Source organism: Clostridium peptidivorans, assembly GCF_900205925.1.
GTDB classification, from domain to species: Bacteria; Bacillota; Clostridia; order Clostridiales; family Clostridiaceae; genus Clostridium_AK; species Clostridium_AK peptidivorans.
This window is the reverse complement of the sequence record NZ_OAOD01000019.1, coordinates 17,635-34,324: the sequence shown is the minus strand read 5'-3', so window position 1 is coordinate 34,324 and position 16,690 is coordinate 17,635. Positions and strand designations below refer to the sequence as shown.

Genomic DNA, 16,690 nt, shown 5'->3' with positions numbered 1-16,690 from the left:
TTAACCACCTTTTCTTAATTCCTAACTTTATGGTTTTCATAATATCACAATGAAAAGAATATTAAAAGAATCAGCTAAAAAAAACAAAAATAGCCCTATAATTTTAGAGCTATTTTTTATAATTTTAAACATAATCTCTAACAATACCTCAGTGATTTATTTTGTTACTTTATATTAAAACCACCTTGCATGATTAAATTTCTTGCCTCACCAACATAATATAATGATCCACATACACAAATTATGGAGCTATCTACAGATTCCGATAAAACTAGATTTATGGCTTCTTCTACACTACTGCACGCTTTAGTTTTAATATTATATTCTTTAATAACTTCAGATAGTGTTTGTGCATCCAAGGCTCTTTCATTTTTAGGACTTACCGTAAATATGCTTTCTGATATAGGCACTATCTTATCTATCATTTCCTTATAGTTTTTATCCTTTAAAACACCAAAAATAAGTTTAATCTTTTCTCCTTTAAAATTTGCCTTAAAAAATTCAGCAACAGTATTGATTCCATCAACATTATGAGCTCCATCTATAAAGATTTTTGGTTCTGTGTTAATTAATTCAAGTCTGCACTGCCATCTTGTGTTAATAAGTCCATTAACTAAGTTATTCTCATCTATATTAAATCCGTACTTTTTCAAAGCAAGAACTACCTCAATAGCAGTTGCAGCATTATCTATCTGGTGCTTACCTAAAAGCTTTATTTTAAGATTTTTAATGTGTTTATAATCAAATATTTGTTCCAATTCATTTTGTTCACTATGAACAAATATTTCTTGCCTATCTACATAGCTTAAAGCGGCCTTATATTTATCACAGTAAGACTTTATTACACATGGAACTTTATCAAAATCTTGTGGGGATAAAACTACTACAGTATTATCTTTTATTATTCCTGCCTTTTCTCTTGTTATATCTTCTATTTCATTTCCTAGAATATTAACATGATCATAACCAATTTTACTAATTGCTGAAACTAAAGGCTTCTCAATTACATTCGTTGCGTCAAGTCTTCCACCAAGTCCCACTTCAAGTATAACAAAATCACACTTTTTTTCATAAAAATATAAAAAAGCAACAGCAGTTAATATTTCAAAAGAAGTTAATCCCTCTTTATTCAAATTAGGGCTTGATTCAATAACGTTCTTTACATGAGAAGTTATACGAGCAAAATCCTCATCACTTATACATTCACTACTTACTTTTATTACTTCATTCATTTTAATTAAATAGGGTGATGTATATATACCTACTTTGTATCCTGCATCAACTAATATATTATATGTATAATTTGCAATTGATCCTTTTCCATTTGTTCCAGCAATATGAATATACTTTTGCCCTTTATCTGGATTACCTAATTCTCTAAGTAACTTAGAAATTCTTTCAAGTCCTAAGTTTATTTTATTGTAGCTTAAATTTTCATAATAGTTCATAACTTCATTATAGTTCATTTTATAGTCCCCCTCTTTTGATAAACTCTAATAAAACTTAATAATTATATTTTAACATGTACTACTGTTTTCCCCAACTTAAATTAGCATAGTAGATATGTTATAATAATTTAAATATCAAAATTTATGCACTATAACTTAAAGGGAATTGGGGATGGGGGAATTAATGTGGCAGATAGGATAAATGCTATACTTCAAAATGAAAATTACAAAATTTATTTGGCTAAAAATGAAGAAATAGAGAAGAACAGAGAATTTTGTCATCACGATTTGCAGCACTTTCTCGATGTGGCAAGAATAGCCTACATAATTAATTTAGAAAAAAACATTAACATAGGCAAGGATATGGTTTATGCTGCTGCCCTTCTTCATGATATCGGCAGATGGATGCAGTATGAGAAAGGCGTACCCCATGACGAGGCCAGTGCAAAGCTTGCTGCTGATATACTTAAAGTATGTGGCTTTAATGAAAATGAAATTAAAGAAATCGTTGCTGCTATATTAATGCACAGAAAGGTTTCTGTAGATGAAGAAAGCTTAAGTTATTTAATTTATCGCAGTGATAAGCTGTCAAGAGGATGTTTTAACTGCAAGGCAATTTTGGAGTGCAACTGGCCAGAGGAAAAGAAAAATTATAATATTAAATACTAATGAAGGAAACATCTCACTTAATGAGATGTGCTAATTTATAACGAAATCATAGATTTCTATAAATTATGCACAGGATTTTCAGTTCAAATTACATTCATCTAGAGAGGAGTTTATTTAATTTATGGGTAGAGTGATTAATATAGGTAACAAGGATTTTCAGCTTGGAAAAAAAACTTACATAATGGGGATACTAAATGTAACACCGGATTCTTTTTCTGATGGCGGAAACTTTAACAGCATTGATAGGGCATTGAAGCATGCTGAAGAGATGATTTCACAGGGAGCTGATATCATTGATATTGGAGGAGAATCCACAAGGCCTGGTCATATTGTTGTGTCTGAAGAAGAAGAAATTGAAAGAGTACTGCCAGTAATCAGAGCACTAAAACCAAATTTTGACATACCAATTTCTATAGATACATATAAGTCAAAAGTTGCAGAAGCTGCCATTAAAGAAGGTGCTGATTTAATCAATGATGTGTGGGGCTTTAAAAAAGATCCCCTTATGGCAAAGGTTGCAGCAGAACTCCAGGTGCCATGCTGCCTTATGCATAATAGATATAATACAAATTATGGTAATTTGATGAAAGATGTATTATCTGACTTACAGGAATCTATAGATATAGCTTTAAAGGCTGGAGTAAAGCCACATAATATAATTGTTGACCCTGGTATAGGCTTTGCTAAGACCTATGAGCAAAATTTAGCTGTGATGAATAATCTAGAGAAGTTAACCACCCTTGGATTTCCTGTACTTTTAGCTACTTCAAGAAAATCAATGATAGGAAATGCACTGGACTTACCACCTAAAAAAAGAGTTGAGGGGACGGTAGCCACTACCGTTATTGGTATTATGAAGGGCTGTGATTTTGTAAGAGTACATGATGTCTTAGAAAACAAACGTGCCAGCATGATGACGGATGCCATAATCAGAGTTTAAATATTTTATCCGATGGCAACCATCCGTAATACTCCCATCCTCTTAGGTGAGAGATAACGGCTGATACGCCCCTGGATAAGTTCTTCTAAGACTCAGCTGGCGATAAGCATTCTTCATAAGCAAACTCCACCTGAGTCTAAGAATCACTTGATAGTGACATCACTTTTAATTATTTCACATTTTAGCATTGGAGATGATTTTATGGATAAAATGTATATAAAAGATCTTGAAGTTTATGCCTATCATGGCGTTAATATAGAAGAAAAGAATATGGGACAGAGATTTTTACTATCTATAGATTTATGGCTTAATTTAAGAGAAGCCGGTGAAAGCGATGATCTTACTAAAACTGTGAATTATGCAGAGCTATGCCATAATGTTGAGAAGGAATTTACAAAAGCAAAATATGATTTGATTGAAACATGTGTTGAAAAGCTAGCTCAGTATATATTGTTAAATTATGAACCTGTTGAAAAGGTAAAGATACTTCTTAAAAAACCTTGGGCACCTATAGGAAAACCCCTAGACTATGCTGCAGTAGAAATAGAAAGATTCTGGCATAGAGCATTTATTGGCTTAGGATCTAACATGGGAAATAAGAAGCAAAACCTTGAAGAGGCTATGGAGCTCATGAATACGGGAACAACACGAGTAATAAAGTCTTCTAATTTCTACACTACTAAACCCGTGGGATATACAGAGCAAGATGATTTTCTAAATTGTGCTGCGGAGATAAAAACCCTACTCACCCCAAGGGAGCTTATTGAGTTTTTATTAAACATCGAAAAAGATCTAAGACGAGAGCGAATTGTAAGATGGGGTCCTAGAACTATTGATTTAGATGTATTATTATATGATGATATAATTACCTCCTTAGAAGAGATAATTATACCTCATCCTAGAATGCATGAGAGACTCTTTGTACTGAAACCTCTTAGTGACATAGCTCCCTATGTAATGCATCCAGTTTTAAATAAAAGAATAGTTGAACTAGAGCAGGAAGCTGTTAAAACACAAAATGGTGATGAAATTATTGATATGTTAAAGTAACAATTTCAAAGTATATGAAATACACCTCCTTCGAAGTAAGCATCAAATAGTCCCCATCTATTATCTAGATGGGGACTTTGTTATACTCTTTTTAGATTAAGTATTAATTCTTATTCTTTAATTCTTCGAGTATTTTTAATAATACTTCTTGAGTTCTTTTATTTTCTTCCTGTTGTTCTAGCAAAGCATCAATTTTTTTATGCAAATCTTCTGTTATTATTTCAGATTTCAAATTAACAAGATACTCATTTGCAGCAGTTAATCTATCTTTTTCTGATTTACGATTTTGTGACATCATAATTATTGGAGCTTGTATAGCAGCAAGACACGATAATACTAGATTTAAAAATACAAATGGATATGGATCAAACGCTTTACTACTTAGAATAACAGCATTTCCTATAATCCAAATTACTAATACCACACCAAAACTTATTATAAATGTCCAACTACCACCAAATGTGGCTATTTTATCAGCAATTCTTTGTGCTAATGTTAAATTTTCATCATTTGTTTCATTTATATTTCTTGATACTTTTCCGCTAATTAGTTCATGTATCAATTCTTCATCAATATTACTTCCTCTTAAGTCCTTATCTTTTTCTAATATTTCTCGTACTAATTCTTCTTTGGTATATGATATTTTTTCCTTATCATCCATAAATAACCGTCCCATTCATTGTTTGATTTTTTCTATCATAGCAATATAAATAATTAGATAAATTTAGTATAAAATATTATATCATATCAGATAAACATTTGCATATAAAAGGCTTTTAAATTAAATACTTAGCATCAAAATCCCAGTAAAAAATTTATTTTAAGTTGGAGTCTATAGAAACCAAAGAGGATAAACCTAAAAATTTATCCTCTTAATACCAAAACATATATCCTTATTTAAAATCTTTTAAAGAAGTTTACGCAAAGTTATTGGCAGACTCAAACAAACCTTTTTATTACATATTTAAGATAACTTTATTGATGAATTTAAAAATTACCTATTCAAAAAGAGTTATTCCAAGCTTTTTATAGAAATTCGAATCAATATCATCTGTAATAGAAAGGTTGTTATCTTTTCTAAACTTAATTACACATGTTTTTAGATAATCGCCATAAATTCCATTTACAGGGCCTTTATAGTAGCCCTTTGCCTTCATAACCCTTTGTACTTCATATACATCTGATCCTGTATACCCAGGTTTAATTACTCTAAAGCCATTTCCAAATCCACCATAAGGTCCTCCATATATAACTATTCTCATGCCTATATTTACATACTTATAAAGTTCTTCTACATCTTTATTAAACATTCTTATGCATCCATGTGATGCACTACTTCCAATTGAGTTAGGTTTGTTAGTTCCATGTATTCCATATCTCCCCCAGGGTACATTAAGCCCTATCCATCTAGCCCCAAAAGCACCTCCCCATCTTCCTTTACTAATTACAGTCCAAGTCCCTATGGGTGAAGGGGTTTTATCTTTTCCGCTAGCAATCGAATAAGTTTTAATAATTTCTCTTCCCGTTTCATCCATTAAGTATAATGTTTTTTCATTAATATCTACTAATATATTATATACGCCTTTCGATTTACTATCTAAGTTTTTAGCTGTATATTCTGTTACTAATACATATCCTACAAAAATTATTACTGAAATTAATAACGCAGTAAGTGATAATTGTATTTTCCTTTTCACCTTTAAAAACTTCCCTTTTAATTCCATTCGTAATAATTTTATGATATTTGAGTTAAATGTATTACAAAATTTATAGTCTATAATAGTTCTTCTCTAATATCTTTAGGATCCTTTGATGATAAATAAGATAGTGGCACATCAAATACTGTCTTTGCTCCTTTTAAACCTTCTCTATGCATTCGAACAGCTGCTCTTGCGTAAGCTACAAGCACATTTGCTGTAAATTCTGGATTACTTTCAAGTTTTAATGAAAACTCGATTGTATGACTAGTACTATCTTTTCCTGTCTTTCCCCTATGAATCACAAAACCTCCATGAGGCATTTTAGAATGATTTTTTTTAAATTCTTCTTCATCTATAAAATAAACACTTGTATCATAGTCTAAAAAATAATTTGGTATAATTTTAATTTTTCTTTCAATTCTAGATAAATCTTCTCCCTCTTCTGCAACCACATAACACTCTCTTAAATGCATTTCTCTATCTGTAAGTTCAATGTCACTTCCTAATCGTACTTTTTCTAAAGCACTTTTTATTGGAATAGTATATTGAATTGCATATTTTACCCCTTTTATGCCACGAATAGCATTAGAATGTCCTTGACTTACTCCAGGACCCCAAAATGTATGAAATTTTCCATTAGGAAGTACAGATTCCGCCAAAAGCCTATTCATTGAAAATAATCCTGGATCCCATCCTACAGATACTATACTTATGTGATTATTTTCCATCGCTCTTTTATTTACTTCATCAAAGTACTCTGAAATTTTGGTATGAGTATCAAAACTATCTACTGTATTAAAAAGCTCTACAAATGTAGGTGCCTGTTTTGGAAGATCTTTTGCAGAACCTCCACACAAAATCATCACATCAATTTTATTTATGTAATGGTGGGCATCATGTATACTAGCTACCTTTGTATTAGCACTTTCAGGTCTTACACTTTTAGGATTTCTTCTTGTAAATATCACTTCAAGATCCATATCAGGATTTCCCCCAATTGCAAATTCAACTCCTTTTCCTATATTTCCATAGCCCACAATACCTACTTTAATTTTTTCCACACTCTTCCCTCCAACTTAATTCTTATGTTAAAATTTATGCTGCTTTAATAAAATAAATTTATACTTTTATCACTTTGACGATTTAATTTTAAAAGTTATTACGAAAAACAGCCCTAAACTTTAGAGCTGCTTTTTATGAATCTGATTATAGTCTTTAATAATCCCCCAGTACTCTATACGATTAACGTTTTCAATTATGGAATCAAAGTGTATATAGACTGGTGCATCATACAATTCATTATGAGCTCCAAAAAACTCCTTGTCCCCATATGTTATTGCTTCAATAGCTAATGGAAGTTCTTGTATAAAAAATTCATTCCTCTCATCTGGAGTTTTAGGATTAAATCTTCCATCTACATAAACATATGCATATAGCTGAAGCTTTCCATCTAGCATTCTCCATCTTGCAAGAATTTCTTCTCTCGAAGATGTGATTTTATCGTAAGCATAATTAAGTCCTACATTTAAAAATACTTCTTCTGTAGAATCTGAGCGTGTATAGGTATAATGCCTTCCTAATATTGACTGCTTTTTAATAATTTCATCATGAAATTTAGTACTTAAATTTTCAGGATTTAGCTTATCCATCGTTTCACCTTCTTTATTATTATGCTAAAAAATAAGCCCTCAATATTATACTATTGAAGGTTAAAAAATCTGTTACTATTGAATATAATAACATAGGTAATATTAAAAGAAAGGATATATGTATTATGATGAATTATGACTTTTATTCTCCTAATCTCCAAAGTTTTAAAAAAGGTGAACTAAAACTAAATGGAACTGCAACTATAAAAGTAGAACCCAATATAGCCATTGTAAATTTAGGAGTTGTAACAGAAGACATGAATTTAGAAAAAGCACAAAGAGAAAACGCTATAAAAGTTACTGCTATTATAAACGAATTACTTAAGTTTAATATTCCTAAAGAGGACATCAGTACATCTTCTTATAATATTGAACCCCAATACGATTATATAGAAGGAAAACAAGTATTTAGAGGATATAGGGTTACAAATATTTTATCCGTTACTATTAAAGATTTATCTAAGGTAGGACAAATTATAGATGCTGCAGTTTCTAAGGGAGCTAATCGAGTAGATAACATAAAATTTACTGTGGAAAACCCTTCCCTATATTATAACAAAGCATTAAGTCTCGCCATAATAAATGCTATAAATAAGGCAAGACAAGTCGAAAACACTTTAAAAGTAAGTGTTTTTAAAATTCCATATAAAATTATAGAGCAAAGTGCTACTCAAAATATTCAAGAGGTTGCAGGCTTTAAAGTCCTCGCTGCCACAACCCCTATACTTCCTAGCCAAATCACTATAACTGCAAATATAGAAGCATTTTTTCATTATAAGTGCTGATAATTTATATAATTATTTCTTAAAATCCCAAATTTTATATAATATATTTTTTTTAAAAGGGCATAATAATCTTGAAACTAATATAAATTGAAAGGGGTTTTTTAGAAATGGCACTTACTAATAAGGAAAAAACTTTAATAGAAGACAATTTAAATGCAGAATATTTGTGTATAAGGAAATATGAACAATATGCCTCTATGGCATCAGATCCACAAATAAAACAGGTATTTCAAGACTTAGCAAATAAAGAACATCAACATGCAACTACACTTGAAGGCATATTATCTCAAAATGGAGTAAATAATCAAAATATATTTAAAAGCTTTACAACACCTCAAGGTGATTCATCAAATGTACAATCAAGCCTTGGATTTACAGATGCACAGCTTTTAAATGACGCATTATATACTGAAAAACATGTTTCAAGTTCTTACAATAATGCTGTTTTAGAATCTGTTGATACTAATATAAGACAACAGCTTCAACATATTCAACAAGAAGAACAAGGTCATGCTGAAACATTATTTAAAACAATGAATTCAAAAGGCTGGTATGATGTTCAGTAAAATCTTATGAAACAAAATTTTTATCTCTAATGGCTAAACCCTAATAATTAAAAGCTTAGTTGCAAAACAACTAAGCTTTTGTAGTTACAAACTAGAGATCAACACTTAAACTAATATCCTACTCCAAAATCCGTTTAGTTATTAAATTTTACGTTGATATTATATCCACAGGATAAATATTTACTTATACACATATAAGCAAGAAATTTATTCATATCTTTTTTTCTCTGGCTCTGCTCCTAGGTACTGATAATAATAGCATTGAATTCTTCCATTATAAAGCTTTCTATTTTTATTAGATTTTTCACCAAATAATTCTTGAAACTTAGGATGAGAGGTAAGTACAAAATATGACCAATCATTTAAATCTGTAAATACTTTTCCCATAACTTTATATAATTCTTCAACTTCCTTTTCTTCTCCAATTCTTTCGCCATAAGGAGGATTGCTTATTATAAATCCATATCTTTTCTTACTACTGAAATCTCTTACATCCATCTTTTGAAAAAATATATTTTCCTCAACTCCTGCTTTTATAGCATTTGCTCTTGCAGTAGCTAATAATCTTCCATTTATATCAGAAGCAAGTATTCTAAAGTCCTTATTATTAACTGAATTTTTAGCATGTTTTCTTATATCTTCCCATAAATCCTGATCTATTATGTCCCACTGCTCCGATACAAAGCTTCTATTAAGTCCTGGAGCTATATTTCTTCCAATCATTGCAGCTTCAATTGCTATAGTTCCCGAACCACAAAGAGGGTCTGCAAGCACTCTTGAAGGTTCCCATTTACTTAGAAGCACTAATGCCGCTGCTAAAGTTTCCTTTAAAGGAGCTTCCCCTGCAAGTTCTCTATATCCTCTTTTATGTAATCCTGATCCTGTTGTATCTATCGTTAATGTAACTATGTCTTTCAGTATTGCCACTTCAATTTTATACTCTGCTCCATTTTCGGGGAATGTATCCATTCTATATTTTCTTTTCATGGCTTCAACTACAGCCTTTTTAACTATAGATTGGCAATCAGGTACACTATGAAGCTGAGATTTAATAGACTTTCCAGTTACATGCATAAATCCTGTTATAGGTACTATGTCTCCCCATTCAACTTCTTTAGTTCCTTGAAAAAGTTCTTCGAAGGATTCTGCCTTAAACTCTGCCATTTTTATAAGTACCCTATCTGCAGTTCTAAGCCACATATTGCAGGTTACTATATCCATTTCGTCCCCTTCAAAGGTTACTTTCCCATTTTCTATAGTTAAATCATCATATCCTAATTCTTTTAATTCATCAGCTACTACTTTTTCAAGGCCAAAAGTAGACGTTGCAATTAATTTATACATATGTATCTCCACCTTTAATTATCAATTTCAAATTTTAATAAATAGGTTTTATTTAGATTTCCCATTATGATTATGTATTATCAATTATATATTGTCAATTGTGAACTACTTATCAATATCAAACCATCCTTTTCGTTTAAACCATAAAAACATGAAAACTCCTATAAGTGCCATTATAGCCCATATTACAAAATACCCATATTTCCATTTAAGTTCAGGAATATTTTCAAAATTCATTCCATATACCCCTACAATAAAGGTTAATGGTATAAATATTGTAGATATAACTGTAAGTACCATCATATTTATATTCATTTTATTTGAATTAGTAGATATATAATTATCCCTTATATCTGCAGTGATTTCTCTGCTTTCTTCAATCATATCTGATAGTTTAAGCAAATGATCATAAATGTCTTGAAAATATATTTTCTGCTCTCTTATCCAACTCAATCTTTCTGAATTTAACATTCGATATAGCAAATCTCTCATAGAAGTTACTAATCTTCTTAATTTTAACAAGTCATTTCTAATTGAAAATATTTCATCTATAATTTGATTCACAGATTTTTTATCTTCATTATTATCTATTGAATTTAATTTATCTTCAATTTCTTGAATAGCAGGAAAAAGTTCATCTACAATTTTATCTAATATTAAATATTTTATATATGCAGGTCCTTTATTCCACTTATTTTCATTATATATAAACTTATCCCATGCCTCATCTATCTCATTACAATTTTCTCTACGTACAGAAACTATAAATCTTTCTAATATAAATATTCCTACAGTTTCTGATAATAATGTTTCATCATTTAATGCATTCAAAATAAAAAAATCATAGCCATCGTAATGGTCGAGCTTAGGTCTATGATGAATTTGTAAAGCATCCTCTATGGCTAATTTATGAAAACCAAATATATCTACTAAAACTTTCTCTTCATCTTCTGAAGGATTTTCTATATCAACCCAACACCAACTTATATTTTCATCTTTTAATTTATCTATAGAAACATCTTGATATAATTTTAAATCTTCTTTTATAACAGCAGTGCGAATCAACTTAACACCTCCTCAGCATTAATTATCAGTTTTAAACTTTTAGTTGTCAATTAATTTTAAAATAATATACTAGCCTATGAAAATGAGGAATCAGTTACTAGTAACCAGCTTTCCATAACAAAAAAGCTCCTCAATTTTGAGGAACTTTTTATCTTAACTTTTAATTATTAACTTATAGTCTATTCAGCACTTAACCCTGCTAAGTTTAATAAATTCCATGGTTTATTGTAATGTGGTTGAAAGAAGAAATCTACAAATGCTAACTCATCTATAGTCATTTTATTTTGAATGCATACAGACATTGTGTTCATAGCTTGAGTTAAATCTGCCTTTGATATTATTTGTGCTCCTAAAATCACTTTAGAGTCCTTTTCATAAACCACTTTTAATTTTGCTGTATCATAAGTTGGCATGAATTCTGGACGATAATTATCTTCTACAGTTACAGTTTTAACCTCTATGTCTGATGATTTTGCAGCATTTTCAGTAAGTCCTGTGGATGCTATATTATACTCATAAATCTTAATTCCTGAAGTACCTTGAGTTCCCATGTATTTAGTAGTTGTTTTTACTAAGTTTCTAGCAACCAATGTTCCCATACGCACTGCATTTGTTGCAAGTGGAATATATGCATGTTTTCCAGTAGGATTATATATAACTGCACAGCTATCTCCTGCTGCGAATACATCCTCTTTACTTGTTCTCATATATTCATCAACTACAATGGCTCCGTTACCAAGCATATCTAATTGACCTTTAAATAGTTCAGTGTTTGGTCTAAATCCTATGCAAAGTACAACTAAATCTGTTTCATATTCTCCCTTATTAGTTACTACCTTTGATACTTTTCCACTTTCACCTTCAAACTTAACCACAGTTTCCCCAATGGCAAGTTTTACTCCTTTATCCATAAAAGCTTTTTCTGCTATATCAGTATATTCTTTATCTAAGTATTTACTTAATATACGCTCTTCGGCATCAATTAAGGTCACATTTTTGCCATTCATTTCAAAGGCTTCTACTAGCTCAACTCCTATATATCCTGCTCCTACAACCACTATATTTTTAGCTGTCTTGGATTTTTCAATTATAGTGTTTGAGTGATAGAAGTTTTTAGATAATAATACATTTTCCAAATCAATTCCTTCAATTCTTGGAACTATTGGCCATGAACCTGAAGTTATTATTAATTTATCAAAAGTATCTTCAAATTCCTCATTTGTATCTAAGTTACGTACCTTTATTCTCTTTTCATCTAAATTAGTTTCTAATACTTCATGTTTCATTTTTGTCTCTACGCCTAGTTCTGCTAATTTTTCTGGTGAAGAGTAAAATAAGCCTTGAGGATCTTTAACCACTCCTCCAATATATAATGCTATTCCACAGGATAAAAATGAAATGTTATCATTTTTTTCGTAAACCGTAATCTTTGCCTCTGGATATAATTTTGCACAATTTATAATTGCTGCTGTACCAGCATGTGTACACCCTATAACTGCTATTTTCATAATTTATTTCTCCCTTCATTTATAAAAAATTTTATCTATCATTAATTAACTTTAATCTTACAAAACTCATTGATTTAATTATATACTATTTTAGTATATAATTAAACAATAATATATATTAATTACAAGTAATTATCCTTGCAATGCATCATTTTTTATTCATTAGCTTTATTTTTTTAATTTTTTCATCTAAATTATATAATTTGCTTAATAAAAAAATATTATTCATATTAATTTCGTCAGTATATTGTAGTTATAATACATCTTGTTTTCTATTAAATAAAAATAAAAAACCTTACTTCAAATAAGTATTGAAGTAAGATTTTTTAACGTAATTTATTTTTTTACAAAATCTTTTTTTCTAAATATAGACCTTAAAAGTATAATCCATCCCCAAGAAATTGAAATTGCTGGAAGTGCTGCTGTAATTGCTGCTTCCACAGGGTGCATGGATGAAAACTTTAAAGGGCTAAAAAATATTATAAATGTAATAGTTAACATAAGAAACAATGTAATTCGTTCATACATTGTAGATGGTGGTGTTAAAAATATCTTATTTAAATCCATTTTTACTTTCATATTCACACCAACTTTCCTACCTTTTCTTCTACTAACTCAATTACTTTTCCTGAGTGTATTAAATCTCTTATGGTATTAATATGAGGATAAAGATACACATCCTCTTCCATCACAGGTACAGTTTTGGCTATTTCATCTAAAACAGCCTTAGATGCACTACCTCTTGATAATTCACCTTCCATAAACTGCTGTGCCTGGAACACCGATAAAAGCTCTATTGCCAAGATGAACTCAAGTTTATCTGCAATTTGTCTTGCCTTTTTAGAAGCATTATATCCCATTGCAACGTAATCTTCCTGATTACCACAAGTAGGCACACCATCTACACTTGATGGATGAGATAAAATTTTCATATCATTTAAAAGCCCCGCCTGAGTATATTGAGGTATCATAAGCCCTGAATTAAGTCCTGGCTTTTTTATAAGAAACCATGGATATTCTGAAAGGCTTCCATCCACAAGTCTATTATTTCTTCTCTCCGACATCTTTGCAATCATAGTTGCTGCAATACACGCTGAATCCATTTCAAGTCCTACATAAGAAGAGTCTGGGTTACATCCTGAAATAGCTTCTCCATCGTCCCCTTCAGGCCATATTATTGGGTTATCGCAACAAGAGTTCATCTCTATTTCTATGGTTTTTAAAGCATCTTTTAATGTTTTCTTTGCTGCACCATGTAGCTGCGGTATACACCTTAAAGATAAAGCATCTTGAAGTCTATAATTTTGAAAATTCTTTGCCACCTCTGAATCGCCAAGTATCTTTCTTACATTTTCAGCCGTATTTTTTTGATCTTCATGCGGCCTAACACTCATTAATCTTTCATCAAAAGCTCTTGTGGTTCCTTTGAGAATTTCTAAAGTCATAGCCCCTATAACATCTGCAGTCTTTGAGGAATTTATCATATCATATAATGCTAGTGCTCCAATTGCTGTAACACTTGTAGTTCCTGAAACTAATACTAACCCTTCCTTAGAAGATAGTTCTATAGGCTCTAGTCCTACTCTTTTTAGTGCTTCTCTGCCTTCTAATAACTCTCCATTTACATACGCCTTTCCTTCTCCAATAAGCACCAGTGCCATATGTGCTTCTGGTGATAAGTATCCTACTGACCCCTCTTTCGGAGCAAAGGGAGTAAGTCCACGATTTAAAAACTCACTGTACATTTCCATGGTCTCAATTCTAGCTCCGGTATATCCCTGTCCAACATTTTGAAGTACCATAAGCATTGTAGCTCTAACTTCTTCAATGGATAAAGGATCTCCAACAGATGTAGAATGAGACAGCACTATATTTCTTTGCAGTTTTGCAGTTTCTTCAGATGATATTACCTGAGTGCAAAGAGCTCCAAATCCCGTGGTAATACCATACATTACTCTTCCTTCTTCAATCCACTTTTCCACAAGATTTCTTGATTTTTTAACTTTTTCATAGTAAACTTCTGAAAACTCTACTTTAGCTCCAAATCTAGCAACAGCCACAAATTCTTCAATATTTATTTTATTTCCTAGTACAACCTTATTCATATTTTTAGCATACATTACTACTGCCTCCTTGTATGAAACTGACGCTTATAAACATCCTTTTCTTCTAGCTTATTTTTCTAATTATTCTTCAACCTTATCAATAAAGAACATTTTGATTGTTGAAATTATTTGTAACACAAATATGAATAAAACCATAAATCCACCAGATGCTGCAAGGTATTTTACTCCATCTACACCTTGTGCACCGCCTGCATAGGCTACCATGAAAAATGAAATTGCACCAATTGAAACTCCCCATAATATTTTCTGCCAAATTGGTGGCTCTACATCATGCCTCGATTCCTTTGTACATAAAGCTGCAATAGTTGTAGTCATAGCATCTGCTGCAGTTGCAAAGGAAATGATAAGAGTTAACATTACAATAGGTATAAGTATAACTCCTAATGGCAGTTCTCCAAGGAAACTCCAAAGCCCTGCTACAGCTCCATTATTTTTAATAGTACCTATTAAATCTAATCTTCCGCTTTGCTGCCAATTAAGTGCAGTGGCTCCCCAAACTGAAAACCAAACAAGTCCAAAAACTGAAGGAAGTATCCAGTTAATTATCATGAATTGACGTATTGTTCTTCCATAAGATATCATAGCTAAAAATATTCCCATTAAAGGTGCATAAGCAATCCATATAGCCCAGTCATATAATGTCCACCACATAACGAGTGCTTCTCCACCCATATCAATTGGGTCAAGTCCCCATTGCCAGAAGTTTTGTAACCAATATGCCATTCCAGCTGTGGAAGTTCTGCATATATACAATGTAGGCCCAACTACAAATAAAAATCCTAATAATATATAAAATATCTTAGAGTTAAAATCTGCTAACCATTTAATTCCCTTATCTATTCCTAAAGATGAAGCAACTGTAAATGTAGCTGTGATTGTAAGCGATAGTACTAACCATAAAATTGGTCCTTGCTTAATTCCATAAGACATTTCAATTCCCGAACCTACTAGTGCAAGTCCAGCACCTAATGAAGAAGCTAGTCCTAAGGCCATAGCTAAAAGTGATAAAGTGTCTATTATATTTGCCCATATTCCTTTTGTTACTTTTTCACCAAACAAAGGTATTAGCGTTGCTGTTACAGATAATGATTTCTTTTTATTAAAATACATATATCCCACTGCAAGTCCACATAATGAATACATTGCATAAGGAATGAAAGTCCAGTTATAGAAACAACGTGCCATAGCAAAAATTGCTGCTGTTGGAGTTCCAGCTTGCACTCCTGTTTGTGCCATTTCTCCATAAATATTTCCAAAATAAATTATGGGTTCATTAGCTCCATAAGTAACAACCCCTGTAGCAATACCACCAGTTAACGCCATTGCAAACCAAGTTAAAAATGGAAATTTAGGTTTTGCATCTGCTCCACCAAAACGAATTTTACCAAACTTAGAAAAGGTAATTACAGCTGCAAGAATCAATGCCACAATTGAAATAATTTGATATAACCACCCAAAGGATCTAAGCGACCAAGAAAACGTATTCTTTGCAACAGTAGTTAACGCTTTATTATTCACTACCCCAAGTATTGCTGCACCACCAACCACAATAAATGATGGCCAAAACACTCCTGATCTTACCCCTTTTAATTTTTCGTTTTTAAGTACTTCCTTTACAGTCGTTTTTTCTGTCATTTGATATCCCCCCTATATTTTTTATTATTTTCCTAACAGGAATGGTATGTAATTTATTGATTACTCTTCTTTATAAATATAGCAATATTCATGCCAATAGCTGTAATGAGTAACTGGTATGTAGTTACCAGTTACCTATGGGGATTGGATATCTCCCAGTTACCAGTACTTAGTTAGCAGTTTTAGTACTGAATACTTAGTAACC

Annotated in this window: 16 protein-coding genes; 5 read left to right on the top strand and 11 right to left on the bottom strand. The window is 31.3% G+C overall.

All coding sequences use genetic code 11. The features are described 5' to 3' along the window. Positions 1 to 164: 164 nt before the first annotated feature. On the bottom strand, positions 165 to 1,466 hold the full coding sequence (locus CRN98_RS13805) for a bifunctional folylpolyglutamate synthase/dihydrofolate synthase (RefSeq protein WP_097028014.1): 1,302 nt from the start codon (positions 1,464 to 1,466) through the stop codon (positions 165 to 167). Positions 1,467 to 1,628: 162 nt separating this feature from the next. Between CRN98_RS13805 and CRN98_RS13800 the strand changes: the two genes are divergently transcribed. The 3 genes from CRN98_RS13800 (at position 1,629) to folK (ending at position 4,107) form a co-directional block, all read left to right on the top strand. Beyond that, complete coding sequence (locus tag CRN98_RS13800; RefSeq protein ID WP_242960989.1) at positions 1,629 to 2,117, top strand: HD domain-containing protein; 489 nt, start codon at positions 1,629 to 1,631, stop codon at positions 2,115 to 2,117. A 133-nt stretch (positions 2,118 to 2,250) separates the two neighbouring features. Further along, positions 2,251 to 3,057, top strand: coding sequence for a dihydropteroate synthase (folP, locus tag CRN98_RS13795; RefSeq protein WP_143331302.1), 807 nt, complete (start codon positions 2,251 to 2,253; stop codon positions 3,055 to 3,057). Between the two features lie 201 nt (positions 3,058 to 3,258). Then, positions 3,259 to 4,107, top strand: coding sequence for a 2-amino-4-hydroxy-6-hydroxymethyldihydropteridine diphosphokinase (gene folK, locus CRN98_RS13790; RefSeq protein ID WP_097028011.1), 849 nt, complete (start codon positions 3,259 to 3,261; stop codon positions 4,105 to 4,107). A 103-nt stretch (positions 4,108 to 4,210) separates the two neighbouring features. Here the strand turns inward: folK and CRN98_RS13785 are convergent, their stop codons facing one another. The 4 genes from CRN98_RS13785 to CRN98_RS13770 form a co-directional block, all read right to left on the bottom strand. Next, positions 4,211 to 4,768, bottom strand: coding sequence for a DUF1003 domain-containing protein (locus CRN98_RS13785; protein ID WP_097028010.1), 558 nt, complete (start codon positions 4,766 to 4,768; stop codon positions 4,211 to 4,213). A gap of 337 nt (positions 4,769 to 5,105) precedes the next feature. Further along, positions 5,106 to 5,804, bottom strand: coding sequence for a L,D-transpeptidase family protein (locus CRN98_RS13780; protein ID WP_242960986.1), 699 nt, complete (start codon positions 5,802 to 5,804; stop codon positions 5,106 to 5,108). 77 nt (positions 5,805 to 5,881) lie between these two features. Further along, entirely contained in the window at positions 5,882 to 6,868 is a 987-nt protein-coding gene (locus CRN98_RS13775; RefSeq protein ID WP_097028008.1) for a diaminopimelate dehydrogenase, read from the bottom strand. Between the two features lie 120 nt (positions 6,869 to 6,988). Further along, positions 6,989 to 7,456 (bottom strand): staygreen family protein, encoded by a 468-nt coding sequence (locus CRN98_RS13770; protein ID WP_097028007.1) that lies wholly within the window; start codon positions 7,454 to 7,456, stop codon positions 6,989 to 6,991. 53 nt (positions 7,457 to 7,509) lie between these two features. Between CRN98_RS13770 and CRN98_RS13765 the strand changes: the two genes are divergently transcribed. Next, the gene (locus tag CRN98_RS13765; RefSeq protein ID WP_207653597.1) at positions 7,510 to 8,241 is read left to right on the top strand and encodes an SIMPL domain-containing protein; all 732 of its coding nucleotides are present in this window, start codon (positions 7,510 to 7,512) and stop codon (positions 8,239 to 8,241) included. A gap of 107 nt (positions 8,242 to 8,348) precedes the next feature. After that, positions 8,349 to 8,807, top strand: a complete 459-nt coding sequence (locus CRN98_RS13760) for a DUF3231 family protein (RefSeq protein WP_097028006.1) — start codon at positions 8,349 to 8,351, stop codon at positions 8,805 to 8,807. A 207-nt stretch (positions 8,808 to 9,014) separates the two neighbouring features. Here the strand turns inward: CRN98_RS13760 and CRN98_RS13755 are convergent, their stop codons facing one another. From CRN98_RS13755 to CRN98_RS13730, 6 genes are all read right to left on the bottom strand, one after another. Further along, a complete protein-coding gene (locus tag CRN98_RS13755; RefSeq protein WP_097028005.1) occupies positions 9,015 to 10,151 on the bottom strand; it encodes a THUMP domain-containing class I SAM-dependent RNA methyltransferase in 1,137 nt (378 codons plus the stop codon). A gap of 105 nt (positions 10,152 to 10,256) precedes the next feature. Next, positions 10,257 to 11,216, bottom strand: a complete 960-nt coding sequence (gene corA, locus CRN98_RS13750) for a magnesium/cobalt transporter CorA (protein WP_097028004.1) — start codon at positions 11,214 to 11,216, stop codon at positions 10,257 to 10,259. Between the two features lie 179 nt (positions 11,217 to 11,395). Next, a complete protein-coding gene (locus tag CRN98_RS13745) occupies positions 11,396 to 12,724 on the bottom strand; it encodes an FAD-dependent oxidoreductase (RefSeq protein ID WP_097028003.1) in 1,329 nt (442 codons plus the stop codon). Between the two features lie 336 nt (positions 12,725 to 13,060). Next, the gene (locus CRN98_RS13740; protein WP_097028033.1) at positions 13,061 to 13,303 is read right to left on the bottom strand and encodes a hypothetical protein; all 243 of its coding nucleotides are present in this window, start codon (positions 13,301 to 13,303) and stop codon (positions 13,061 to 13,063) included. Between the two features lie 2 nt (positions 13,304 to 13,305). After that, positions 13,306 to 14,844: an HAL/PAL/TAL family ammonia-lyase gene (locus CRN98_RS13735; protein ID WP_242960965.1), complete on the bottom strand. Its 1,539-nt coding sequence runs from the start codon at positions 14,842 to 14,844 to the stop codon at positions 13,306 to 13,308. A gap of 66 nt (positions 14,845 to 14,910) precedes the next feature. Then, on the bottom strand, positions 14,911 to 16,485 hold the full coding sequence (locus tag CRN98_RS13730; RefSeq protein WP_097028002.1) for a BCCT family transporter: 1,575 nt from the start codon (positions 16,483 to 16,485) through the stop codon (positions 14,911 to 14,913). Positions 16,486 to 16,690: the final 205 nt, after the last annotated feature.